Here is a 22,274-nt window from a genome sequence, read left to right on the forward strand (position 1 = left end):
GGGGGTGAGGGTCGTTCGTGCGTGCGGGCCGGTGGGGGCTGGTCGCGCAGTTCCCCGCGCCCCTAAAAGACTGCGCCGTTCCCCGCGTCCCTCGGAGGGGCCTGCGGCCCCTTGAGGGGGCGGCGGTAAGGTCGCTCGTGTGAGCGAAATTGCGCGGAACGTCCGGTTGTGGTTCGTGCCCGGGGGGATCCGGGACGAAGGGGGCACCCCCGACTACCGGTTCTCGCTGGCCAATGAGCGGACGTTCCTGGCGTGGCTGCGGACCTCGCTCGCCCTGATCGGCGGCGGCTTCGCCGTGGACCAGTTCCTGCCCGACCTGCGGTGGGAGTGGCGGGCCGGGCTCGCGCTCGGGCTACTGGCCGCCGGGGTGCTGTGCGCGCTGCGGGCGGTGAACCACTGGGTGCGCTGCGAGCGCGCGATGCGCAGGGGCGAGGACCTGCCGGTGTCCCGCTTCCCGGCGCTGCTGAGCATCGGGGTCGCCCTGGTGGCCGTCGCGATGGTCGTGGTCGTGGTGGCGGGATGGGGGCCGTGACGGGGCCGGCGGCGCCCGCCCTCCCGCGCCGGGACCGCGACCCCGGTCTGCAGCCGGAACGCACCCGGCTGGCCTGGCGGCGCACAACCCTGACGGCGACCGTGGTCGCCGTGCTCGCGGGCAAGTCGGCCCTGCACGACGGCCCGGACGCGACGGCGCTCACGGCGTGCGCGCTGTGCTGCGGGGTGTGGCTCTGCTTCCTGGCGGTGGCCCACCGGCGGATCCGCGCCCTGTCCGAGGACACGCCCCCGGCGGCGCTCMCCCCCCGGCACGCGGCCACCGCCGCGTTCTGCGCGATCGCGCTGGCGCTCTGCGCGGCGGCGTTGGTCCTCTAGGGCGCGTCCGGCGGTTCCCGTCGCGGCGCGCGCCGCTTCGTCCCCTTATATGTGTCTTCGGGTGGTTAGCCTGACCGGCGTCGCACTCAGCACTCCCGAAGGCGGACGGCATGACCACGCTCCACCAGGAACACACCGCGCACGCGCACACCCACGGCCCGGGCTGCGGGCACGCCGAGGTGCCGCACGGCGACCACGTCGACTACGTGCACGACGGGCATCTGCACCGCGGTCACGCGGAGCACTGGGTCGAGTGCGAACCGGCCGGGCACGCCCCGCACGAGGGGCACGGCCACGAGCACGGCGACGACTGCGGGCACCCAGCCGTGCGGCACGGCGACCACGTCGACTACGTTCACGACGGCCACCGGCACGCCCGCCACGAGGGCCACTGGGACGACCACTGAGGGCCACTCCGTAGGCCGCGGACGGCGCGTACAAAAACCCCCGGGGCGTCACGACGGCCCGGGGGTTCCGCATGGGTTCCGCGTGGTCGAGACGCCGGTCACTTTTCGTCCACCCACTGGACGGCATACCGACCGGTCGGCATCATGTGGGGAGTCATGATTCCCGCCTACGGAGGCAACACGATGAGTCCAGACCACCCGCCGGGTCTCGATCTCGACCGGCTGCGCGGACTGCTCGACAGCGAGCTGCCCGGGCTGGTCCACGGCCCGCTCACCGGCCGGCTGATCGAGGGCGGACGGTCGAACCTCACGTACACGGTGACCGACGGCTCCGCCACCTGGGTCGTACGCCGCCCGCCGCTGGGCCACGTACTCGCCACGGCGCACGACATGAAGCGCGAGCACCGGGTGATCAGCGCGCTGCACCCGACCGCCGTGCCCGTGCCGCGCACCCGCCTGCTGTGCGAGGACCCGGAGGTGCTGGGGGCGCCCTTCTACGTCATGGACTTCGCCGAGGGCACGCCCTACCGGACCGCCGAGCAGCTCGCCCCGCTCGGTCCCGAGCGCACCCGCGGCGCGGTCCTCGGTCTCGTGGACACCCTGGTCGAGCTGCACGCCGTGGACCCCGCCGGGGTGGGCCTCGCCGACTTCGGCCGGCCCGAGGGCTTCCTCGACCGGCAGCTGCGCCGCTGGGGCAAGCAGCTGGACGCCTCCCGCAACCGCGAGCTGGCCGGGATCGACGAGCTGCACGCCGCCCTGGGCCGTGAGCTGCCGCGCTCCCCCGCACCCACGGTCGTGCACGGCGACTACCGCCTCGACAACGTGCTGATCGGCGAGGACGACCGCATCACGGCCGTCCTGGACTGGGAGATGTCCACGCTGGGCGACCCGCTCACCGACCTGGGGCTGCTGGTCATGTACAGCATGCCGCTGGGGCTGCCGGACTCCCCCGTCTCCACCACCGCGACGGCCGCCGGGCACCCCGCGCCCGCCGAGCTGATCGAACGGTACGCCGCGCGCTCGGGGCGCGACGTGTCCGCCGTCGCCTGGTACACGGCGTTCGCGTGGTTCAAGCTCGCCGTGATCCTGGAGGGCATCCACTACCGCTACACGCTCGGCCAGACCGTCGGCGCGGGCTTCGACCGCATCGGCGACCTGGTCCCCGTGTTCATCGAGCACGGCCTGACCACGCTCCAGGAAGGCTGACGGACCATGGACTTCGCATTCGACGCGCGCACCGAGGAGCTGCGCGCCAGGCTCCTCGCCTTCATGGACGAGTACGTCTATCCGGCGGAGGCCGTCGCCGAGGAGCAGCGCCGCCGGCTGGACTCGCCGTGGGACACCCCGGCCGTGGTCGGGGAGCTGAAGGCCGAGGCCCGCCGCCAGGGGCTGTGGAACCTCTTCCTGCCGGACTCCGAGTACGGGGCGGGGCTGACGAACCTCCAGTACGCGCCGCTCGCCGAGATCACCGGCCGCTCCCCGCACCTGGCGCCCACCGCGCTGAACTGCGCGGCGCCCGACACCGGCAACATGGAGGTGCTCAGCCAGTTCGGCGACGAGCAGCAGCGCAAGCAGTGGCTGGAGCCGTTGCTCGCCGGGGAGATCCGGTCGGCGTTCGCGATGACCGAGCCGGAGGTGGCCTCCTCGGACGCCACCAACATCACCACGCGCATCGAGCGCACGTCCGGCGCGGACGGCGTGGACGAGTACGTCGTCACCGGGCGCAAGTGGTACATCTCCGGGGCGATGAACCCCGACTGCAAGATCTTCATCGTGATGGGCAAGACCGACCCGGACGGGCCCGACATCCGCCGCCAGCAGTCCATGGTGCTGGTGCCGCGCGACACCCCGGGCGTCGAGGTCAGGCGCGCGATGCAGGTGTACGGCTACGAGGACCACTCCCACGGGGGCCACGCGGAGGTCGTCTTCCACGGGGCGCGGGTGCCGGTGGCGAACCTCGTCGGCGAGGAGGGCGGCGGTTTCGCCATCGCGCAGGCGCGGCTGGGTCCCGGCCGCATCCACCACTGCATGCGGCTGATCGGCATGGCCGAGCGCGCGATCGAGCTGATGTGCCGGCGGGCCGTCTCCCGTGAGGCCTTCGGCAGGCCGCTGGCCCAGCAGGGCGTCGTCCACAACTGGATCGCGGACGCGCGGGTGGCGGTCGAGCAGCTGCGCCTGCTGGTGCTGAAGACCGCCTGGATGATGGACACCGTCGGCAACAAGGGGGCGCACACCGAGATCCAGGCGATCAAGATCGCCACGCCCCGAACGGTGGTCGACATCATCGACAAGGCGGTCCAGCTGCACGGGGCGGGGGGCGTGAGCCAGGACTTCCCGCTGGCCGAGCTGTGGGCCGCGGCCCGCACGCTGAAGCTGGCCGACGGGCCGGACGAGGTGCATCAGCGGTCGCTGGCGCGGGCGGAGCTGAAGCGGTATCTCTGAGCCGCGCCCGGGTGGGCGGCTCAGGTCACCGACTCGGGGGCTCCGCCCCCGGACCCCCGTCGCGCAGTTCCCCGCGCCCCTGAAAAGCGTCCCCGTCGCGCGGTTCCCCGCGCCCCTGGGTACCTAGGGGCGCGGGGAACTGCGCGACCGGCCCCCACCGGGCCCGCGGACGAAAAAGCTACGGCCGGAGGGCCCTCAACAGGAGGTCCGCCAAGTGGTCGGCTACCTCCTGCTGGGTCAGGGGGCCGTCCGGGCGGTACCACGTCGACAGGTGGTGCACCGAGCCGAAGTGGTAGTCGACGACGAGGTCCGCCGGGGTCTCCTTGGAGAAGACCCCCGCCTCCTGCCCCTCCTCGATCAGGGCCCGGAACCGCTCGTGGTAGCGCCGCCGCTCCGCCCGTACCTGCTTGTTCTTCTCGGGGCTCAGGTGGTGCATCGAGCGGAAGAAGATCGACGCGTCGTCGAGGTTGTCGATCGTCGTGACGACGACGTCGGCGGCGGCCCCCCGCAGCCGCTCCTCCACCGGCGCCTCGGCGTCCGCGAAGGCGTCGAGCCGCTCCTGCTGCACCCGCAGCACGCGCGCGTACACCTCGTGGAGCAGGTCGTCCTTGGACCCGAAGTAGTGGTAAAGCGCGCCTTTGGTGACGCCGGCCGCCTCGACGATCTCCTGCACCGAGGTGCGGTCGTAGCCGCGCTCAGCGAAGAGCCGGGTGGCGGCGGCCAGCAGCCGCCGCGGGACCGGCGTGCCGTCCCCGTCCGTCGTCCTGGGCACTGCCGCCACCTGCCTTCCGTGTTCTTCGTGTGTCACTCGTGCCAGATGCCGAACGGTGTCCTGCGGGTTGCCTACAGGCTTCCGTCCGGACGGGAACGCAGCTCCCGACGGAGGATCTTCCCACTGGCCGTCTTCGGCAAGTCGGGCAGGATCTCGACCTGGCGCGGGTACTTGTAGGCGGCCAGTCTCTCCTTGCAGTACGCGGCGAGCGCGGCCGGGTCCTCCTCGGCGCCCGGCCGCAGGCTGATGTACGCCTTCACGGTCTCGCCGCGGTAGCCGTCGGGCACCCCGACGACGGCCGCCTCGCGCACCGCCGGATGGGTGTACAGGACGTCCTCCACCTCGCGCGGCCACACCTTGAAGCCGGACGCGTTGATCATGTCCTTCTTGCGGTCGACCACGTAGAGCCAGCCGTCCGCGTCCACGAACCCGATGTCGCCGGTGCGCAGTTCGCCGTCCGGGAAGGTCTCCGCGGTGGCCTCGGGGCGCCGCCAGTAGCCGGGCACGACCTGCGGGCCCCGGACGAGGATCTCGCCCTGCTCCCCCAGCGGTACCTCGCGGCCCTCGTCGTCGACGATGCGCACGACCGTGTCGGGGCCGGGCAGGCCCACGGCGAGCGTCCCGGAGACCGGGTCGACGGGCGCCTCCAGGTGGGGCGGCACCGAGGCGCAGGGCGCGGTGCACTCGGTGAGCCCGTAGCCGTTGCGGATGTACGGCCCGAAGCCCGCCCGGAACTTCTCCACGAGCGCGGGCGGCAGCGGCGCGCCGCCGGAGGAGATGACGGCGAAGGAGGAGAAGTGGTCCGGTGTCGCGGAGGGGTGCGCGGCCAGCGCCATGAAGGCGGTGGACGGGCCGACCGTGTACTGCGGCCGGTGCTCGGCGAACGCGTCGAGGACGGCCCCCGCCTCGAAGCGGTACGCGAGGACCAGGGTGCCGCCGCTGTTCAGGCAGGCGGCGAACTGGCAGACCATGCCGGTGATGTGGAACAGCGGCGCCAGCGCGAAGTACACCGGCGCCTCGGGCAGGGCGAGGCCCGTGCGCTGCCGCTCGGCGTTGTACATGATGTTGCCGTGCGTGTTGGTGGCCCCCTTGGGGGTGCCGCTGGTGCCCGAGGTGTAGCTGATCAGGGCGATGTCCGCCGGGGCGGGGTCACGGTCGCCGGGGGCCTCGTGGCCCGCCTTGGCGACGGTCGCCAGGTCGTCGGCGTCCGGTGCCTGCGGCAGCCGCTCGAAGGCCAGCACGCGCGCGTCGTCCCGCGTCTGGAAGTCCCGTTCGCAGCCGGTCAGCACGATGCGCACGGGCGAGTCGGCGGCCGTGTCGCGCAGGTACGTCTCCCAGGCCCGGTCGGAGCAGATCAGCGCGGTGACCCCGGCGTCCTCGAGGACGTGCGCGACCTCGCCGGACTTGTACATGGGATTGACGGGCAGGACGGTCGCGCCCGCCTTCCAGGCGCCGAGGACGGCGAGCACGAAGAGCGGGCTGTTCTGCAGCAGGACGGCGACCCGGTCGCCGCGTTCCAGGCCGCGCCCGGCGAGGTACCCGGCGACGGAGTCGCTCAGCTCGTCGGCCTCGCGGTAGCCGATCGTCCCGTCGAAGTAGGCGAGGAAGGTGCGGTCGGGGGTCTCGGCGACGGCCCGGCGCAGGGCGTGCACGGGCGAGTCGTCGGGGGCGACCGGGGCGCGCTGGGCCTCGTTCAGGAGCGCGACCCAGGGCTTGGCCGCGTACGGGGAGGTGGTCACCGGCCGTCCGCCTCCCACTTCTGCTGGATGTGGTTCATGCTCGTCAGCCAGCGGTCGGGGGTGGCGGCCCGCGCCTGGTAGTACGCGGCGACCTCCGGGTGCGGCAGGATCAGGAAGCGGTCCTCCTCGATCCCCGCGAACAGCGCGTCGGCGACATCGTCGGGCTCGATGGCGGTCGGCTTGAGGACCAGGTCGCCGGCGCTGCCGGTGCTCGCGAGCATGTCGGTGCGCACGCCCTGCGGACAGATCGCGTGGACCTTCACCCCGCGGTGGCGGTACGTGAGGGAGAGCCACTCGGCGAAGGCGTACGCGCCGTGCTTGGTGACGCTGTACGGGGCAGCACCGACCATGGTGAGCAGCCCGGCCGCCGAGACGGTGGAGACGAAGCGGCCGCTGCCGCGCTCCAGCCAGGTGGGGATCAGCTGGTTGGCCGCGCGGACGTGCGCCATCACGTTGACGTCCCAGGCGAGCTCCCAGACCTGCTCGGGAGCGGCCTCCGTGCCGCCGGAGCCCACGCCGGCGTTGGCGCAGTACACGTCGACGGTGCCGCCGAGGGCGTCCCGGGCCTCGGCCACGATCGCGGAGGCGTCGCCCGGGACCGCGATCCCGCCGATCTCGTCGGCGACGGCTGCGGCCTTCGCCCCGTCCAGGTCGTTGACCACGACCCGGGCGCCGGCGGCGGCGAACCGGCGCGCCAGCGCGGCCCCGATCCCCCCACCGGCTCCGGTGACGACCACTGCGGCATCCTGCATGGCTTCCACCATCGGTCTCCTTCGACACGACGAGCAACACGGCTCCACTCCACGACAGACTAACCAGTCGGTATGTACAGAGGGAAGGCCCGGCGCAGACGCGCCCCGTAAGGGGCGCGGGGAACTGCGCGACCAGCCACAACGGGTCCGCGGCTTACAAATGGCCGACCACAGCCGGCCCGCTCCTTACGAACATCCGGCGGAAGCCATACCGTGCACATGCCAGCGCCGCCCGCCGCGATCACGGAGGTCACCCATGCGCCACCTGTCCAGACGGAGTCTCCTGGCCGCGACGACCACCGCGGCGGCGGTCTCGGCGGGCCCGCCCGCCGCGGCCGCCGACCTCGGCGCCGGGGCCGGTGCCGGGGCCGGGGCCGCACCGGCGGCCCGCCGCCTGCGGACCGGGTTCGAGCGGCTCGCCGCGAGCGGCTACGCCCTCCTGGAGGGAGAGCGCGTCGGCGTCGTCACCAACCCCACGGGCATCACCCGGGACGCCCGGCACATCGTCGACGTGATGCACGCCGACGACCGCGTCGACCTGGTCGCCGTCTTCGGCCCGGAGCACGGCTTCCGCGGCACCGCTCAGGCCGGCGGCTCCGAGGGCCGTCACGACGACCCGGCGACCGGCCTGCCGGTCTACGACACGTACCTCAAGAGCGGGCAGCCGCTGGCCGACGTCTTCGCGGCGTCCGGCGTGGACACGGTCGTCTTCGACATCCAGGACGCGGGCGCCCGCTTCTACACGTACATCTGGACGCTGTACGACTGCATGGAGGCGGCCCGGCTCGCGGGCAAGGGCTTCGTGGTGCTCGACCGGCCGAACCCAGTGACGGGGCGCGGCGCGTACGGGCCGGTGCTGCACAAGGAGTTCGCGACCTTCGTGGGCCGGGAGCCGATCGCGCAGGCGCACGGGATGACGGTGGCGGAGCTGGCGCGGCTGTTCAACGGGGAGTTCCTCGCGGAACCGGTGCCCCTGGAGACCGTGCCGATGTCGGGCTGGCGGCGCTCGGACTTCTACGACGCCTCGGGGCTGCCCTGGGTGCCGCCGAGCCCGAACATGCCGACGCCCGACACCGCCCTCGTGTACTCCGGCACCTGTCTCTTCGAGGGCACGAACCTGTCGGAGGGGCGGGGCACGACCCGCCCGTTCGAGCTGCTCGGCGCCGAGGGCGTCGACCGCCGGTGGGCCGCCGCGGCCGGGGAACTCGGCCTGCCGGGAGTGCACTTCAGGGAGGCGTACTTCGCGCCCACGTTCTCGAAGTTCCAGGGGAGAACGGTCGGCGGGGTGCAGCTGCACGTCCACGACCGGGCCGCGTTCGACCCCGTACGCACCGGGATCGGGCTGCTGGTGACCGCCAAGCAGGTGTGGAGCGGCTTCGCCTGGCGCCCGGACAACTGGATCGACAAGCTGACGGGCTCCACGCGGGTGCGCACGATGATCGACGCGGGCGCGACGGCCGACGAGGTCGTGGCGGGCTGGCGGGACGAACTGGCCGCGTTCCGGCGCGTGCGCAAGGAGTACCTCCTCTACCGCTGAGAGCGCTCCTGGAAGCCCTTTTCGAGGGGCCGCCGCCCGGTCGTCGGCGCCCCTTGCGCAGCGGATCACCTATCCTGGGCCACCCGTTCCGGATCTTCCGGCCGAAGGGGGCCCGTCATGGCGGATGCCGCGCTGGGCGTGACGCCCTGCTGGGAGCTGGCGTTCGACGCGGACGGGGACGCGGACGGCGGCCTGCGCGACCGGCTGCTCCGGGAGGTCGTGGAGCGGGGCGTCAAGGACCTGGTCGTCCTCGCGCACGACTGGAACGACGACCGGGAGACGGCGACCGGGCTCTGCGACCGCTTCTTCGCGCCGTTCCCCGGGCTGGCGCCCAACGCCCGGCTCGGGTACGCGGGCGTGCGGTGGCCGTCGATGCGGTTCGCCGACGAGGCGGTCCCCGGCCGCGGGCGCGGTGCGGCCGGGATGGCGGACGCGTCCTCGGGGCCCGCGCTGGACAAGGCCACCCGCGCCGCCCTGTCGGCGGTCCTGCCGGGCCGGGCCACGCTGATCGACCAGCTCGCCAGGATGCTCGACCAGCAGCCGGAGGGCGAGGCCGCGCTGGAGGAGTACGGGCGGCTGGTGCGGCTGCTCGTCGAGCTGCCGCCGGAGGCTCCGGGTGCGGCGTTCGCCTCGGACACCCTGCTGGAGGCGGGGGCGCGCGGCGAGCCGCGGATGTTCCTGGGGAACACGGCGCGCACGTGCCGGGAGTTCGCGCAGGCCCTCGCGCAGGACGCGCCGGGCCCGCCGGGCGTCCCGCGGGTGTGGGACGGCGCCCGCGAACTGCTGCGCCAGGCCACGTACTTCGCGATGAAGCGGCGGGCGGGCGCGGTCGGCGAGCGCGGGCTCGGGCGGCTGCTGGGACGCCTGGCGCAGGCGGCGCCCGGGGTGCGCGTGCACCTGGTGGGGCACGGCTCCGGCGGGCGCCTGGTGTCGTTCGCGCTGCGCGGGCTGCCCAGGGGGGTGCGGACCGTGAAGTCCGTGACGCTGCTCCAGGCGGCCTTCTCGCACTACGCGTTCGCGGCGCGCCTGCCGCACGACGTGCGCGACGGCGGTGTCCTGCACGGCCGGCAGGACCGTGTCGACGGCCCGCTGGTCTGCTGCTTCTCCCGCTTCGACACGGCGCTCGGCACCGGCTACCCGTTGGCCTCCCGGACGGCGGGCGACGACCGGGAGGCCGGCGGCCCCGGACTGCCGCGGCTCCTCGGGCCGCGGTGGGGCGCGCTGGGGCACGACGGGGTGCAGGCGGTGCCGGGGACCAGGACGCTCACGCTCGCCGACGCCCTGGGGACGGCGCTGCCCGCGTCGGGGTGCGTGAACGTCGACGCGTCCGCGGTGGTGCGCCGCGGCGGCCCGCCGGCGGGCGCCCACGGCGACATCTTCCACCGGGAGCTGGCCCGGGTGGTCCTGGCGGCGGGCCGCATCCGCTGACCCACCGCTCCTGGACGCACCCGGGTCACCGGTGCGAGGTGAACTCCACGACCTGCTGGTAGGTGGGCCTGTTCTGCCAGCTGATCTTCCCGTGCTTGATGCCGCCCAGCGTCCGCTGGTTGACCGAGTCGGCGCACCACTGGTCGCCCGCGGAGCAGAGGTCGTCGCCCGGGTAGACCTGGGCGGCGGTCCGGCCCGCCGCCTGCTTGAGCGTGGTGATCAGGACGTCCCGGCAGGCGCCGAGGCTGCCGCCGCCGCAGTAGGACTTCGCGAGCGGCCCCTGGACCGTCTCGCCGAGCACCGTCCGCAGGTCCTTGTGGACGTAGCTCCACCAGCCGTACTGGAAGGAGCTGCCGGCGTGCGATCCGGTGGGCCCGTGTCCCGCCGAAGGGGCCTCGTCCACCGGGAGGTTGCCGGTCATGGCGGTGTAGAGCTCGCTGCCCAGGCCCGGTTCGAACTCGGCCTTCACCAGCAGCGGCCACCAGGCGTCCAGGATGCGGATCGCCTCCGCGTTCGCGTACGCCTTCGAACCGGCCGAGGTCTCCTTGCGCTCGGCGCCCGCCGCCACCCAGTCGGACAGCTTCGTCACGGCCGCCGCGGCCGTCGTGTCGGTGACCGGGGAGCTCCTGACGACCTGGAGCAGCTTGGGCAGGACGTCCTCGGCGCGCAGGTCCGCCAGCGCCGCGTCGGCCATCGCCCGGGTGAGCGACGCCCTGGTCACCCCGCCCGCGGTCACCAGCGCCCTCACCCGGTCCTCCAGGAGGTTGCCGCGGTGCACGGAGCCGTTGCCCCAGGGCGCGGCCGTGTAGTCCTTCGCCTGCTTGTTGTTCCAGGAGATGTAGTAGTCCTGGTCGACGGAGTGGGGGTGGGCGGAGGGCGGGGTGTAGTCGGCGGTGTTCGTGGCCGGCGTCCAGTTGCGCCACTCGTACGCCGCCTCGGCCCGGACCGGGAACTCGGCGTCGACCCCGGCGGCCCGTACCGGGTTGTCGCCGCTGTTGTAGTAGGCGGTGTGCTGCGCGTCGGCGTAGAACCAGTTGAAGGTGTAGTTGATGTGCTGCACGGCCTCCTGGAAGGTCTGCGGGCTCTTCACGTGGTCCGGGTCGTTGAGCATCTGGAAGCCGATGATCGAGTCGGCCTCGTGCAGGTAGGAGGAGCGCAGGGTGGTGTACGCGACCTTCTTGCCGTCGACGGTGGCCCGGTGCGTGACCGGTCCGTACTTCGTGCGCCACACCTGCATGCGGTAGGAGCCCGCGGGGGTGCTGTCGGCGGTGGTGGGCTTCCAGGCGTTGGTCTGCTCGACCTTCTCCATGGCCGTGCAGGTGCCGCGGTACAGGTAGTGGGTGTCGTCCTGGCACAGCTCGACCGCGTACGTGTCGATGATGTCCTGGCCGGACGTGGTGGCGCTCCACGCGTAGTCCTGGCCGCGGCCCAGTTCGACGTACATGCTCAGGCCCGCGAAGGAGGCGCCGCGGGCGCTGAGGCCGGGGCCCTGGATCTCCTGCAGCATCAGCAGCTGTGGCGCGAAGTAGCCGGTCTGCGGTCCGAAGACGGCCACCGGGTGGCCGCTCGCGGTGTGGTCGCCGCTCACCACGAGGGCGTTGGACATGCCGCGCCGGGCCGAGCCGAGGGCGCTCGCGGTCGCGGAGGCGGAGGTGCCGGTGGCCGTGGCGGCGCTGCCGGTGCGGTCGTACACCAGGGGTTCCTGGGTGACCGTGCCGGCGGCGGGCATCGCCGCGCCGCGGGCGACGGCCGGCTTCGTGGCGTACGGGAAGCTCTGGCCGTCGTGGACGGTGAGGACGGCCTCGGGGTCGTTGCGTTCGCGGAAGGACTCCCAGACCTCGGTGCCCTCCTGGACCCCGTACCGGGACTGGGCGGCGAGGAGGGAGATCGCGTTGTTCACCTCGCCGCCGCCCCCGGAGCCGAAGAGCGCGCCGATGACGGAGGCGAGCGCGACCAGGTCGGTCTCCTTGAAGTGCTCGATGGTCCCGGCGTTGGTGATCGAGTCCTTGTGGCCGGTCAGGACGTACTCGCCGGGGAAGTAGCGGCCGCTGTCGGAGGCGTCGATGTAGGCGTTGATGCCCGCGAGGTAGGCCCGCACGTCGGCGAGGGCCTGCCGGCCGCGGGCGCCGTTGTTCGCGACGGCGCTGTCGATCTGGGCCTGCAGGTCGGCCTCGGTGTAGGGGGCGTGGCGCCAGAACTCCTGCTCCAGGCCCTGGTTGGCGGGGGCGCCGCCCGCGAAGGGGGTCAGCTTGCCGCGTCCGACGTGGCGGAAGACATCCATCAGCCAGAGCCGGTCCTGGGCGGCCGCGTATCCGGCGCCGAACTCGGTTCCGTAACGGGTGGTGCCCGTGATGTGCGGCACACCGGTCTTCTTGTCGCGGACGATCGTCACGTCGGTGCGTCCGGCGGGCTTCAGGGTGGACTCGACCTGGTCGGCGGGGACCCCGAACGAGGCGTCCCGGAAGAAGTCGTTGATCTTGGCGTCGGTGAGGGCGGGGTGGCCGGACGCGAGGTTCGCGTACGGGGCCAGCTGGTCGTCGGCGTGGGCGGGCTGGGTGCCGAAGGCCTGGTTGAGGAGGATCTGGGCGAGGGTCGCGTTGCCGTTCTGGCCCGCCGGGAGGATGTCCGAGCACCGGCCGCCGCAGTAGTCGTTCGCGGCCGCCGCGGCGGCATCGGCGGCCACCGCGGTGGTGTCGGCTGCGGCGGCCTGGGAAACCGGTGACAGAAGGCCGGCCACGAGAACGCATACGGAAGCGCCCATGAGGAACTTGGGGAATCTGCGGGGAGTTCTCAGTCTGTCGAGGATGGTGCGTGGGGTGTGCCGGGGCATGGCTGACTCCTCACGACGGGGGTGTGCCGGACGTTACCGCCGGTATCCCCGGGTTAGAAGATGAACATGCGTCACTTCGGCGCCGGCGGGGCCGGACGAGCCCCGCCGGAGCCGCCGACCGCCACCGGCCGACGGCCGGGAACGACCTGGCGGACGGCCGACGACCGGCGCGGCGGTGGCCGACGTCCGTCCGGTTGGCGGTTTTGCGGCGCGGGCCGAAAAACAGATGGAGCCGAATCGCGTGTCGATACGTCTATTCGGCGACGTCCCTAGAACGACGCCGAAGTGACCGAAGTACAGGTGCAGATGTGACGGAGGTGCAGGGCGATGGCGGGATTCCGGAGTCTGGCGAGACAGGTGCGCGATCCGAGGAACGATCTGGCACTGCGGCGTTACTCACTGCGCAAGTGCCTCGAACGCTTCGCTCCTTACGGACACCGGGCGACCTGGGACCACCTGTGCTCCCGGGCCGGGTTCGGCCCCGAGGACCGGTCCCCCGATCCGGCGCGGCTCGTGGCCGCACTGGACGAACTGGAGGAGGCCCGCTCCGTCTGGCTCGCCTATGAGGACGGGTTCGCCCGGCGCCGCAAGAAGGAGAAGCACGACGGTCTGCGCAGCCCCGGCAGCGTGGACGACTGGCACCGGCTCACCTGGGGCGGTTTCGGGGTCGCCTGGTGCGACGACCCCCGGGTCCACCCCCACGGGCCGCTGGCCGAGGTGCTGCGCCGGCTGATCGACGCCCTGGAGCGCGAGCCGGGCGCCGTCTGCCCGGTCTGCACGGGAGAGCGCCTCGTCTGGAAGTACGACCTGGCCCACGAGCCGTCCTCGGGCCCGGTCTGCACGGCCTGCGGCATCGTGGTCCCGCGGCCGGTCCTCACCCCCGAAGCCCTGGCGGACTGCCGCCGGGGGCGCCTGCTGCTGGCGGTCGCGGGGTAGCCGGAGCCGGGGGTGCGTCGGCGGGTAGCCGCACCCCCGGGAGCATGTTCAGGGGACCTTGACGTCGGTGTGGATGGCGAGCTTGAACTCGGCGCACATCAGGGGCGTGGAGAGCTTCGCGTCGCCCGCGCCGCGCACGGACACCTTCAGGCCGACCGGGGTGTCCGGGTGGACGAACATCTGCCACATGTAGGAGCGGTACTGGCCCCCGCGGGTGGGTCCGCAGTCCGTGGTGGCCGTCGAGTTGTAGCCCGCCGGGGTGAGGTCGAGCGGGTCGCGCACGAAGCGCGCCCGGTACTCCAGGCCCGCGCCGTCGGCCTCCCAGAAGACCAGCGCGGACAGGACGCCCCAGCCGTCGTGGCTGGGCCAGATCAGGCCCGAGCGGGGGTCGGGGAACACCGACGCGCCCTTGCCGCCCCGCGCCGGGTCGTGCATGTTCCAGCGGTCGTACTGCTCCTCGCCCGTGACGTACGGGAAGCGCACCAGGTGGTAGCCGTCGCTGTCGTACCTGATCCGCTGGGCCCCCGTGTGGGCCGCCTCCCATTTGAGCGAACAGATCGCCAGGCTCATCGCCCGTTCCCCTTTCCCACTGCGGTCGGTCTCCGGTTGCCGGTGCCGCCTGGCACCATCGGGGGCATGGTGCAGGTCTGTGTGAACGGGGGGCGCGGGTCCGGCGACGGCGCGGTCGTGCCGTTGTCGCCGCGAGCCATGGCCGACTCCGCGGCGGAGGCCGTCGCGGCCGGGGCGTCGGACATCCATGTGCATCCCAAGTCCCCCTGTGGAGAAGACACCCTGTCGCCGAGGGCGGTTGCGGCGGTGCTGGACGAGATCCGGTCACGTGTGGGCGTCCCCGTCGGGGTCACCACCGGGGCCTGGGCCGAGCCGGACCCCGCGGCCCGCGTCGCGCGCGTCCGTGCCTGGAGCGTCCTGCCGGACCACGCCTCGGTCAACTGGCACGAGCCGGGGGCGGAGGAGGTCGCCGCCGCGCTCCTGGAACGGGGCGTGGCCGTGGAGGCGGGCATCTGGTCCGGCACGGACGGGGCCGCGCGGTTCGCGGCGTCGCCGCTCGGGCCCCGGGTGCTGCGCGTCCTGGCGGAGGKGACGGACCCGGATCCGGCCACCGCCGGGAACACGGCCCGACGGCTCCTGGCCGGGCTGGGCCCCGCGCACGGCCGCCCGGTCCTGCTGCACGGGGAGGACGGCGGCGCCTGGCCGGTGCTGCGCCTCGCCGCACGCCTGGGCCTGGCGACCCGCATCGGCCTGGAGGACACCCTGTTCCTGCCGGACGGCCGACGGGCGTCCTCCAACGCCCAGTTGGTGACGGAGGCGCTGGCGCTGTACGGGACGGAACCGGACCCCGCCGGGCACCGGCCGTGACGCCGCCGGACCCGTCAGGGGCAGGTCTCGGGCTTTTCGGGGCGGTCCGCGGAGGACCGGGAGCCGCGCCGGGTGCCGGGCTCCACCATGAGGCGGGAGCCGCTGCGGCGTTCGCCGAAGGCGTCGTCGGGGTTGGACAGCACGCAGTTCTCCAGGGAGAGGCAGCCGCAGCCGATGCAGTCCGTGAGGTGGTCGCGCAGCCGGCCCAACTGCTTGATCCGTTCGTCGAGTTCGGAGCGCCAGGCCTCCGAGAGGCGGGCCCAGTCCTCGCGCGTGGGGGTGCGCTCCTCGGGGAGTTCGGCGAGCGCGTCACGGATCGTGGCCAGCGGGATGCCGACGCGCTGCGCGGCCCGGACGAAGGCGACCCGGCGCAGGGCGTCCCGCTGGTAGCGGCGCTGGTTGCCCGCGGTGCGGCGGCTGCTGATCAGGCCCTTGGACTCGTAGAAGTGCAGCGCCGAGACGGCGGCACCGCTGCGGGCGGACAGCTGGCCCACCGTGAGTTCGTGGATGGTCTCGGGAATCTGGGGCACCCCTCGAACCCTACCCAGCCCGTCACCCGTCCGGTCCGTTGACAGGCAACCGCCCGACGACCATGCTAAGCAGTTGCTTAGGTGTAACGCTCCGGGACACAGCGACACGAGAGGCCGGGAACATGGCAGAGCCGAGGATCTTCACGTCCGCCGAGGAACTGAAGGCGGCGGTGGGCGAGCAGCTGGGGTACAGCGACTGGGTGGAGATCGACCAGAAGCGGATCGACCTGTTCGCCGACGCGACGGGCGACCACCAGTGGATCCACGTGGACGCCCCCAGGGCCGCGGCCGGCCCCTTCGGGACGACCATCGCCCACGGCTACCTGACACTGTCGCTGCTGCCGCTGTTCGGACCCCAGCTGCTCACGGTCGAGGGCGTGAAGATGGGCGTCAACTACGGGACGAACAAGGTGCGTTTCCCCTCGCCGGTCCCGGTGGGGTCGCGACTGCGGGCCACCGCGAGGATCACGGACGTCGTCGAGGTGGCGGGGGGCGTGCAGGTCTCCGTCGGCTTCACCGTGGAGCGTGAGGGCGGGGAGAAGCCCGCGTGCGTGGCCGAGTCGGTGTCGCGCTACTACTTCTGACCGTCCGCGCCGGACCGCTTCCGACGGTCCGCGCCGACCATCCGCAGCACCAGGTCCGCGTACAGGTCCCCGACCATCTCCGGCGTGCGGGGGCCGTCCACGTTGAACCAGCGGGCCACGTCGATACACAGGGACAGGACGGCGAGCGTGGTGCCCGGCACGTCGGGGACGTCGAAGTCGCCCGCCGCGACGCCGTCCTCGATGATGGCGCGCACCTCGGCGTCGACCTGGCGGCGCAGCGCGATGATCTCCGCGCGGGCGTCGGCGCCGAGCGAGTCCAGCTCGTACTGCACGACCCGGGCGGTGGTCCGGCCGCCCGCGTGCCAGCGGACGAAGGAGCTGACGGCGTCGGCGAGCCGCTCGGCCGGGCTGCCCGCTCGGCCGCCCGCGGTCCGCAGGATGTCCAGGGCCTTCTCGTGACCGATCCTGCTGATCCGGTGGAGCAGCTCCTCCTTGGTCTTGTAGTGGATGTAGAGGGCCGCCGGACTCATCCCCGCCCGGCCCGCGATGTCCCGGGTCGTCGTGGCGTGGTACCCGCGCTCGGCGAAGGCCTCCACCGCGGCGACCAGCAGCCGCCGGGCCGCGTCCGGGGTGACCTCGGCCCACGGCTGCAGTTCGCCGCCGGCCGTCTCCTGCGCCGTACTCATCGCTCGTTCGCCCCTTCCAGTGACAGGACGAACACCATACCCCCGATACTGAGCGAGCGCTTAGCATGCCCGCTCAGGGCCGGGACCTCACAGTTTCTCGAAGGGGTCGTGCTCGGCGAGGAGCTTCTCCAGGCGGGCCTGGTCGACGCGGCTGACGATCTGCCCCGCCTCCTGCCGGTCCCGGATCACCTTGGCGAGCGTGAACGCGGAGGTGACGAGATACAGCACGGCGATCCCGAGGAAAGCGCGCACCCAGGTGTCGGCCTCCAGCTTGAAGATGCCGATGGCGGTCGCGACGACGGCGACCCCGAACGAGATGACCGCCTGGCCGTAGAAGGCCGCGGTGGACTGCTGCTTGACCTGTGTCTCACTCATGCGACCAGGGTCGGCGCGGGCGGCCGGGACCACATCCGCGCGCGTACTCAGTTCGCGTACTCAGCCCATGGCCCCGGACGGCTCAGAACGCCGAGACCCCGGTCAGCGCACGGCCGATGACCAGCTTCTGGATCTGGCTGGTGCCCTCGTAGAGCGTCATCACGCGGGCGTCGCGCAGCAGCTTCCCGACCGGGTACTCGTCGATGTAGCCGTAGCCGCCGAAGACCTGGAGCGCGTTGTTCGCGGCGCGCACCGCGGCCTCAGAGGCGAAGAGCTTGGCCTTCGAGGACTCGGTGGCGAACGGCTCGCCGCGGTCGACGAGGTCCGCCACGCGCCAGGTGAGCAGCCGCGCCGCGTCCACGTCCACGGCGATGTCGCTGATCAGCTCCTGCACGAGCTGGTGGCGGGCGATGACCTTGCCGAACTGCTCGCGCTCGGTCGCGTACGCCACGGCCGCGTCCAGGGCCGCCTGGGCGATGCCCACGCAGCCCGCCGCCACCGACATCCGGCCCTTGGCCAGCGCGGACATGGCGACGGAGAAGCCCTTGCCCTCGGGGCCGAGCATCGCCGAGGCGGGGACGCGGACGTCCTCCAGGACCAGTTCGGCGGTGGCCTGGCCGCGCAGGCCGAGCTTGCCGTGGACGGTGCGGCGGGTCAGGCCCGGGCTGTCCGTCGGCACCAGGAAGGCGGAGACGCCCCGGTGGCCGGGGGCGTCGGTCGAGCGGGCGAAGAGCAGGACGACGTCCGCCCAGGTGCCGTTGGTGATGAACATCTTGGTGCCGTTGACGACGTACGCGTCGCCGTCGCGGACCGCCCGCGTCGAGAGGTTGCCCGCGTCGGAGCCGGTGCCCGGTTCGGTGAGGCCGAAGCAGCCGAGCAGGTCGCCGGAGGTGAGGCCGGGCAGCCACCGCCGCTTCTGCTCCTCGCTCCCCCAGGACGCGACGGTCTTGGCGACCAGGCCGAGCGAGACCGAGACGATGCCGCGCACCGAGGAGTCGCCGCGGCCCAGCTCCTCCGTCACCAGGCAGTACGCGAGGTGGTCGCCGCCGGAGCCGCCGTACTCCTCGTCGACGGTGAGGCCGAGGAAGCCGACCTCGCCGAGCTTCTTGACGATCGAGCGGTCCACGTCCTCCGCACGGTCCCAGGCGATCACGTTCGGGGTGATCTCCCGGGCGACGAAGTCCCTGGCCAGCTGCCGGACAGCGGTCTGCTCCGCACTGAGTCCCAGGTCCACCGCGATCAACCCCTGCTTTTAATTAGCACTGCTAGTTTGTGGTGCGCAGCCCTACTATGTGCGCCATGGCCCGACCGCGCAAGCCCCTCCTCAGCACCGACCGCATCATCGGGACGGCACGGACCCTCGTGGACGCCGAAGGGCTCGCCGCGGTGTCGACGCGGCGGCTGGCGGCGGAGCTGGGGGTGAGCGGGCCGTCCCTCTACAACCACTTCCGCACCAAGGACCAGATCCTGGAGGCGGTCGCCGACTCCGTGAGCGCGCAGGTCGACCTGTCGATGTTCGAGGACGGGCGGGACTGGCGGACCGCGCTGCACGACTGGGCCGTGTCGTACCGGGCCGCCCTGCGCGACCACCCCAACATCGTCCCCGTGCTGGCACGGGGGCCCGGGCGGCGGCCCGCCGGGCTGCGGCTCGCGGACGCGGTCTTCGGGGCGATGGTGGCCGCGGGGTGGCCCGCGGCGCAGGCGACGTCCATCGGGGCGGTGATGCGGTACTTCGTGATGGGGTCCGCGCTGTCGTCGTTCGCCGGCGGGTTCGTGGACGACGAGGCGGCGTACGATCCCGCGGACTATCCGCACCTCGGGCAGGCACACCTGCTGGCCGAGCAGCAGGAGAAGATCGACGAGCGGGCCTTCGAGACGGGGTTGCGGGCTCTGCTGGACGGGTTCGCCCAGCAGTTCGAGTCGCTGTCCCTTCGGGGGTAGGTGCCTCGGCTCGTTGCGTGGCTGCGGGCCGGTGGGGGCTTGTCGCGCCCCGCGGCGGAGCCGCATATCGATACAGCCCCGCGCCCCTTATGGGGCGCGCATGCTGGGGGCATGGTCTCTTCATACAGGCGGGCCGGGGCCGTGGGGCTCGCGGGGCTTGCCGCCCTGGTCGCCGACACGACCCGGGCCGGGTTCCTGCTGGCGCTGCTCGACGGGCGGGCCTGGACCGCAGGCGAACTGGCACGGCACGCGGGGGTCGCCGCGTCCACGGCCAGCAAGCACCTGGACCGGCTGGTCGCGGGCGGGCTGCTCACCGAGGAGCGGCAGGGGCGGCACCGGTACGTACGGCTGGCCGACGCCCGGGTCGCCCAGCTCGTCGAGGACCTCGCCGCCCAGGTCGCGCCGTCGGCCGCCGCCCGGCCATGCACCCTGCGGGAGGCGGGCGCCGGCAGCGCGCTGGCCCGGGGCCGCACCTGTTACGACCACCTCGCGGGCCGCCTCGGCATCGCCGTCACCGACGCCCTCACCGGGCTCGGGCTGCTCCGCCAGGACACCGGGTTCGCGCTCACCGACGCGGGGGTGCGCTGGTTCGAGGACGCCGGGATCCCGCTCGTACGCACCGGCCGCCGTCCCCTCGCCCGCGCATGCCTGGACTGGACGGAACGCCGCCCCCACCTGGCCGGTACAGCGGGCGCCGCCCTGTGCCGCCACGCCCTGGACAAGGGCTGGTGCGTACGCATCGGCTCGGACCGCGCGGTCAAGGTCACGAAAACGGGCGAACGGGCCCTGGCAGAACACCTGGGCATCCAACCGGAAACCTTGCGCTGACCGGCTGCCGCACGGCGCGAAGGACCGGGGCGCAGCCCCGTCCTTCAGGGGCGCGGGGAACTGCGCGCTCAGCCCCCACCGGCCCGCAGCCAAAGCACCCGTCCGAAACCCGCAAGCACTTTCCGGCCACCCCACCTACCCTCTGGACCGTGATGAAGCCTCTCCCCGCCGACCGCAGGTCAACCCTCCTAGCAGCCACAGCGGCCAGCGTGACCGTGTTGCTGTGGGCCTCCGCCTTCGTCTCCATCCGCAGTGCGGGCGAGGCCTACGCCCCCGGCGCGCTCGCCCTGGGCCGCCTCCTGTCGGGCGCGCTGGTCCTCGGCCTGATCTGCCTGGTCCGCCGCGAGGGCCTGCCCGCCCGGGGCGCGTGGCCGGGAATCGTGGTCTCCGGACTGCTCTGGTTCGGCCTGTACATGGTGGTGCTCAACTGGGGCGAGCAGAAGGTCGACGCGGGCACCGCCGCCCTCGTCGTGAACATCGGGCCACTGATCATGGCCCTGCTCGCCGGCTGGCTCCTCAAGGAAGGGCTGCCCTCACGGCTGCTCGCCGGGATGGCCGTCTCCTTCGTGGGCGCGGCGGTCGTCGGCCTGTCCATGTCGGGCGAGGGCGGCGCCTCCGTCCTGGGCGTGCTGCTGTGCCTGCTCGCGGCGGTGGCGTACGCGGGCGGCGTGGTCGCCCAGAAGCCCGCCCTGCGGCACGGCTCCGCGCTCCAGGTGACGACGTACGGCTGCGTGATCGGGGCGGTGGCCTGTCTGCCGTTCGCCGGGCAACTCGTCTCCGACGCCCGGGACGCCCCGCTGTCCGCGACCCTGAACATGCTGTACCTGGGCGTCTTCCCGACCGCGCTCGCCTTCACCACCTGGGCGTTCGCGCTGGCCCGTACGACGGCCGGGCGGATGGGCGCCACGACGTACGCGGTGCCCGCCCTGGTGGTCCTGATGTCCTGGATCGCGCTCGACGAGGTGCCGGGCTGGATCACCCTCACCGGCGGCCTGGTGTGCCTCGCGGGGGTGGCGGTGTCCCGGTCCGGTCCCCGGGCGGAAGCGGCCCCGACGGCCTCGGGGACCGCTCCCGCCACGGGGGTCGGCGCGGCTCCGGCGTCAGGTCCGAAGCCGCGGTCCGAGCGGTCCGAGCTCTCCTAGCCGGCGGCGGTACGCGCCGGCCCCGGAGCAGGTCGCGGGTGTCTCAGAACGTCACCAGCGCCCGGCCGCCCTTGCCCGCCAGCATGTTCTCGAAGGCGGAGGGGATGCCGTCCAGGGCGATCCGCTCCGTGACGAGCGCGCCCAGGTCCAGCCGTCCGGCCCGGACGTGGTCGGCGAGGACCGGCAGATCGCGGGCGGGGTCGCAGTTCCCGTAGACGCAGCCGGCGAGGGTGCGGCCCCAGTGGAAGATCTCCAGCGCGTTGAAGGTGACCTGCTGGTCCTTGCCGCCGATGCCGACGACCGTCGTACGGCCGCCGCGGCGGGTGGACTCCCAGGCCGTACGGATCGTCACGGCGCGCCCCACGCACTCCACGGCCACGTCCACGCCCTGCTTGCCGGTGAGCCCCCGGATCTCGCGGGCCGTGTTCTCCGAGGCGATCACGTACTCGGTGGCGCCGGCCTCGCGGGCCAGGGCCTCCTTCTCCGCCGAGACGTCGACCGCCACGATCGCGGCGGCACCGGCGATCCGGGCGGCCTGGATCGCCGCCAGCCCGACGCCGCCGGCCCCGAAGACGGCCACGGTCTCGCCGGGCCGCACCTGCGCCGAGTGGTGGACGGCTCCGTAACCGGTCAGTACGGCGCAGCCGAGCAGCGCCGCGTCCGCCAGCGGGATCCCGGCCGGCGCGGGCAGTACGCACGCGGCGTCCACGACGGTCTCCTCGGCGAACGCGGCCACGTTCAGGCCGGGGTGGAGGTCCGAGCCGTCGGACGAGCGGTGGGCGTAGACGTTCGCGGCCCCGGCCAGGGCGTTGGCGCACAGCCACACCTCGCCCAGCGAGCAGGCATGGCAACGGCCGCACGAGGGGGCCCAGTTGAGCACCACCTCGTCGCCGGGGGCGAGATGACCGACCCCGGGTCCGACGGAGAGGACGGTGCCCGCCCCCTCGTGGCCGAGCACGGCGGGCACCGGCAGCCGCATGGTGCCGTCGGTCAGGGAGAGGTCGGAGTGGCAGACCCCGGCGGCGGCGAGGCGGACGCGGACCTGCCCGGGGCCGGGTTCCGGCAGGTCGATCTCGGTGATCTCCAGTGGGGCCCCGACGGCGGGCAGTACAGCGGCGCGGGTCATGACGGACAACGCTC

Annotated in this window: 23 protein-coding genes; 13 read left to right on the plus strand and 10 right to left on the minus strand. The window is 73.2% G+C overall.

Annotated features, from left to right (window positions below; translation table 11 throughout):
* Nucleotides 1-139: 139 nt before the first annotated feature.
* The 5 genes from FGF04_RS20695 (at nt 140) to FGF04_RS20715 (ending at nt 3,716) form a co-directional block, all read left to right on the plus strand.
* The gene (locus FGF04_RS20695; RefSeq protein ID WP_149512806.1) at nt 140-532 is read left to right on the plus strand and encodes a YidH family protein; all 393 of its coding nucleotides are present in this window, start codon (nt 140-142) and stop codon (nt 530-532) included.
* Nucleotides 520-867: a DUF202 domain-containing protein gene (locus FGF04_RS20700; RefSeq protein ID WP_149512807.1), complete on the plus strand. Its 348-nt coding sequence runs from the start codon at nt 520-522 to the stop codon at nt 865-867. Before FGF04_RS20695 ends, FGF04_RS20700 begins: the two co-directional genes overlap by 13 nt.
* A gap of 110 nt (nt 868-977) precedes the next feature.
* Nucleotides 978-1,274, plus strand: coding sequence for a hypothetical protein (locus tag FGF04_RS20705; protein ID WP_149512808.1), 297 nt, complete (start codon nt 978-980; stop codon nt 1,272-1,274).
* A gap of 183 nt (nt 1,275-1,457) precedes the next feature.
* Nucleotides 1,458-2,480: a phosphotransferase family protein gene (locus FGF04_RS20710; protein ID WP_149512809.1), complete on the plus strand. Its 1,023-nt coding sequence runs from the start codon at nt 1,458-1,460 to the stop codon at nt 2,478-2,480.
* A gap of 6 nt (nt 2,481-2,486) precedes the next feature.
* Nucleotides 2,487-3,716, plus strand: coding sequence for an acyl-CoA dehydrogenase family protein (locus tag FGF04_RS20715; RefSeq protein ID WP_149512810.1), 1,230 nt, complete (start codon nt 2,487-2,489; stop codon nt 3,714-3,716).
* A gap of 178 nt (nt 3,717-3,894) precedes the next feature.
* Here the strand turns inward: FGF04_RS20715 and FGF04_RS20720 are convergent, their stop codons facing one another.
* The 3 genes from FGF04_RS20720 to FGF04_RS20730 form a co-directional block, all read right to left on the minus strand.
* Nucleotides 3,895-4,488, minus strand: a complete 594-nt coding sequence (locus FGF04_RS20720) for a TetR/AcrR family transcriptional regulator (protein WP_149512811.1) — start codon at nt 4,486-4,488, stop codon at nt 3,895-3,897.
* A 71-nt stretch (nt 4,489-4,559) separates the two neighbouring features.
* Nucleotides 4,560-6,227 (minus strand): class I adenylate-forming enzyme family protein, encoded by a 1,668-nt coding sequence (locus tag FGF04_RS20725; protein WP_149512812.1) that lies wholly within the window; start codon nt 6,225-6,227, stop codon nt 4,560-4,562.
* The gene (locus FGF04_RS20730; protein WP_149512813.1) at nt 6,224-6,991 is read right to left on the minus strand and encodes an SDR family oxidoreductase; all 768 of its coding nucleotides are present in this window, start codon (nt 6,989-6,991) and stop codon (nt 6,224-6,226) included. The genes FGF04_RS20725 and FGF04_RS20730 overlap by 4 nt, the downstream gene beginning before the upstream one ends.
* Before the next feature lie 244 nt (nt 6,992-7,235).
* Between FGF04_RS20730 and FGF04_RS20735 the strand changes: the two genes are divergently transcribed.
* Together FGF04_RS20735 and FGF04_RS20740 are read left to right on the plus strand one after the other, a co-directional pair.
* Nucleotides 7,236-8,516, plus strand: coding sequence for an exo-beta-N-acetylmuramidase NamZ family protein (locus FGF04_RS20735; RefSeq protein ID WP_149512814.1), 1,281 nt, complete (start codon nt 7,236-7,238; stop codon nt 8,514-8,516).
* A 117-nt stretch (nt 8,517-8,633) separates the two neighbouring features.
* Entirely contained in the window at nt 8,634-9,944 is a 1,311-nt protein-coding gene (locus FGF04_RS20740; protein WP_149512815.1) for a serine-threonine protein kinase, read from the plus strand.
* 25 nt (nt 9,945-9,969) lie between these two features.
* Here the strand turns inward: FGF04_RS20740 and FGF04_RS20745 are convergent, their stop codons facing one another.
* Nucleotides 9,970-12,774, minus strand: a complete 2,805-nt coding sequence (locus tag FGF04_RS20745) for a penicillin acylase family protein (protein ID WP_149512816.1) — start codon at nt 12,772-12,774, stop codon at nt 9,970-9,972.
* Between the two features lie 327 nt (nt 12,775-13,101).
* Here FGF04_RS20745 and FGF04_RS20750 point away from each other — a divergent pair, with 327 nt between their 5' ends.
* The gene (locus FGF04_RS20750) at nt 13,102-13,710 is read left to right on the plus strand and encodes a hypothetical protein (protein ID WP_149512817.1); all 609 of its coding nucleotides are present in this window, start codon (nt 13,102-13,104) and stop codon (nt 13,708-13,710) included.
* 48 nt (nt 13,711-13,758) lie between these two features.
* Here the strand turns inward: FGF04_RS20750 and FGF04_RS20755 are convergent, their stop codons facing one another.
* Complete coding sequence (locus FGF04_RS20755; RefSeq protein ID WP_149512818.1) at nt 13,759-14,280, minus strand: hypothetical protein; 522 nt, start codon at nt 14,278-14,280, stop codon at nt 13,759-13,761.
* 66 nt (nt 14,281-14,346) lie between these two features.
* Here FGF04_RS20755 and FGF04_RS20760 point away from each other — a divergent pair, with 66 nt between their 5' ends.
* Entirely contained in the window at nt 14,347-15,087 is a 741-nt protein-coding gene (locus FGF04_RS20760; RefSeq protein WP_188114161.1) for a 3-keto-5-aminohexanoate cleavage protein, read from the plus strand.
* A gap of 14 nt (nt 15,088-15,101) precedes the next feature.
* On the opposite strand, the gene soxR is transcribed toward FGF04_RS20760, so the two are convergent.
* Complete coding sequence (gene soxR, locus FGF04_RS20765) at nt 15,102-15,617, minus strand: redox-sensitive transcriptional activator SoxR (protein ID WP_149512819.1); 516 nt, start codon at nt 15,615-15,617, stop codon at nt 15,102-15,104.
* 122 nt (nt 15,618-15,739) lie between these two features.
* Between soxR and FGF04_RS20770 the strand changes: the two genes are divergently transcribed.
* Entirely contained in the window at nt 15,740-16,201 is a 462-nt protein-coding gene (locus FGF04_RS20770) for a MaoC family dehydratase (RefSeq protein WP_149512820.1), read from the plus strand.
* Here the strand turns inward: FGF04_RS20770 and FGF04_RS20775 are convergent.
* From FGF04_RS20775 to FGF04_RS20785, 3 genes are all read right to left on the minus strand, one after another.
* Nucleotides 16,192-16,848 carry a TetR/AcrR family transcriptional regulator gene (locus tag FGF04_RS20775; protein WP_149512821.1) on the minus strand — a complete coding sequence of 219 codons (657 nt, stop codon included), beginning with the start codon at nt 16,846-16,848 and terminating at the stop codon, nt 16,192-16,194. The two genes, FGF04_RS20770 and FGF04_RS20775, sit on opposite strands and share 10 nt — an antisense overlap.
* Before the next feature lie 87 nt (nt 16,849-16,935).
* Nucleotides 16,936-17,223: a YiaA/YiaB family inner membrane protein gene (locus FGF04_RS20780; protein WP_149512822.1), complete on the minus strand. Its 288-nt coding sequence runs from the start codon at nt 17,221-17,223 to the stop codon at nt 16,936-16,938.
* A gap of 82 nt (nt 17,224-17,305) precedes the next feature.
* Nucleotides 17,306-18,457, minus strand: a complete 1,152-nt coding sequence (locus FGF04_RS20785; RefSeq protein WP_149512823.1) for an acyl-CoA dehydrogenase family protein — start codon at nt 18,455-18,457, stop codon at nt 17,306-17,308.
* 65 nt (nt 18,458-18,522) lie between these two features.
* On the opposite strand from FGF04_RS20785, the gene FGF04_RS20790 reads away from it, so the two are divergent.
* The 3 genes from FGF04_RS20790 (at nt 18,523) to FGF04_RS20800 (ending at nt 21,134) form a co-directional block, all read left to right on the plus strand.
* Nucleotides 18,523-19,164: a TetR/AcrR family transcriptional regulator gene (locus FGF04_RS20790; RefSeq protein ID WP_149512824.1), complete on the plus strand. Its 642-nt coding sequence runs from the start codon at nt 18,523-18,525 to the stop codon at nt 19,162-19,164.
* A 111-nt stretch (nt 19,165-19,275) separates the two neighbouring features.
* Nucleotides 19,276-19,992: an ArsR/SmtB family transcription factor gene (locus FGF04_RS20795; RefSeq protein ID WP_149512825.1), complete on the plus strand. Its 717-nt coding sequence runs from the start codon at nt 19,276-19,278 to the stop codon at nt 19,990-19,992.
* 152 nt (nt 19,993-20,144) lie between these two features.
* Nucleotides 20,145-21,134: a DMT family transporter gene (locus FGF04_RS20800; RefSeq protein WP_149513742.1), complete on the plus strand. Its 990-nt coding sequence runs from the start codon at nt 20,145-20,147 to the stop codon at nt 21,132-21,134.
* A 43-nt stretch (nt 21,135-21,177) separates the two neighbouring features.
* On the opposite strand, the gene FGF04_RS20805 is transcribed toward FGF04_RS20800, so the two are convergent.
* Nucleotides 21,178-22,260 carry a zinc-binding dehydrogenase gene (locus FGF04_RS20805; protein WP_149512826.1) on the minus strand — a complete coding sequence of 361 codons (1,083 nt, stop codon included), beginning with the start codon at nt 22,258-22,260 and terminating at the stop codon, nt 21,178-21,180.
* Nucleotides 22,261-22,274 lie beyond the last annotated feature (14 nt).

The sequence above is a fragment of the Streptomyces apricus genome, from assembly GCF_008369065.1.
Taxonomy (GTDB): domain Bacteria; phylum Actinomycetota; class Actinomycetes; order Streptomycetales; family Streptomycetaceae; genus Streptomyces; species Streptomyces apricus.

Coding starts and splice junctions, on each gene's coding strand:
- FGF04_RS20705 (WP_149512808.1), top strand. CDS start 978: ATGACCACGCTCCACCAGGAACACACCGCGCACGCGCACACCCACGGC.
- FGF04_RS20710 (WP_149512809.1), top strand. CDS start 1,458: ATGAGTCCAGACCACCCGCCGGGTCTCGATCTCGACCGGCTGCGCGGA.
- FGF04_RS20715 (WP_149512810.1), top strand. CDS start 2,487: ATGGACTTCGCATTCGACGCGCGCACCGAGGAGCTGCGCGCCAGGCTC.
- FGF04_RS20730 (WP_149512813.1), bottom strand. CDS start 6,991: ATGGTGGAAGCCATGCAGGATGCCGCAGTGGTCGTCACCGGAGCCGGT.
- FGF04_RS20735 (WP_149512814.1), top strand. CDS start 7,236: ATGCGCCACCTGTCCAGACGGAGTCTCCTGGCCGCGACGACCACCGCG.
- FGF04_RS20740 (WP_149512815.1), top strand. CDS start 8,634: ATGGCGGATGCCGCGCTGGGCGTGACGCCCTGCTGGGAGCTGGCGTTC.
- FGF04_RS20745 (WP_149512816.1), bottom strand. CDS start 12,774: ATGCCCCGGCACACCCCACGCACCATCCTCGACAGACTGAGAACTCCC.
- FGF04_RS20750 (WP_149512817.1), top strand. CDS start 13,102: ATGGCGGGATTCCGGAGTCTGGCGAGACAGGTGCGCGATCCGAGGAAC.
- FGF04_RS20755 (WP_149512818.1), bottom strand. CDS start 14,280: ATGAGCCTGGCGATCTGTTCGCTCAAATGGGAGGCGGCCCACACGGGG.
- FGF04_RS20770 (WP_149512820.1), top strand. CDS start 15,740: ATGGCAGAGCCGAGGATCTTCACGTCCGCCGAGGAACTGAAGGCGGCG.
- FGF04_RS20775 (WP_149512821.1), bottom strand. CDS start 16,848: ATGAGTACGGCGCAGGAGACGGCCGGCGGCGAACTGCAGCCGTGGGCC.
- FGF04_RS20780 (WP_149512822.1), bottom strand. CDS start 17,223: ATGAGTGAGACACAGGTCAAGCAGCAGTCCACCGCGGCCTTCTACGGC.
- FGF04_RS20790 (WP_149512824.1), top strand. CDS start 18,523: ATGGCCCGACCGCGCAAGCCCCTCCTCAGCACCGACCGCATCATCGGG.
- FGF04_RS20795 (WP_149512825.1), top strand. CDS start 19,276: ATGGTCTCTTCATACAGGCGGGCCGGGGCCGTGGGGCTCGCGGGGCTT.
- FGF04_RS20800 (WP_149513742.1), top strand. CDS start 20,145: ATGAAGCCTCTCCCCGCCGACCGCAGGTCAACCCTCCTAGCAGCCACA.
- FGF04_RS20805 (WP_149512826.1), bottom strand. CDS start 22,260: ATGACCCGCGCCGCTGTACTGCCCGCCGTCGGGGCCCCACTGGAGATC.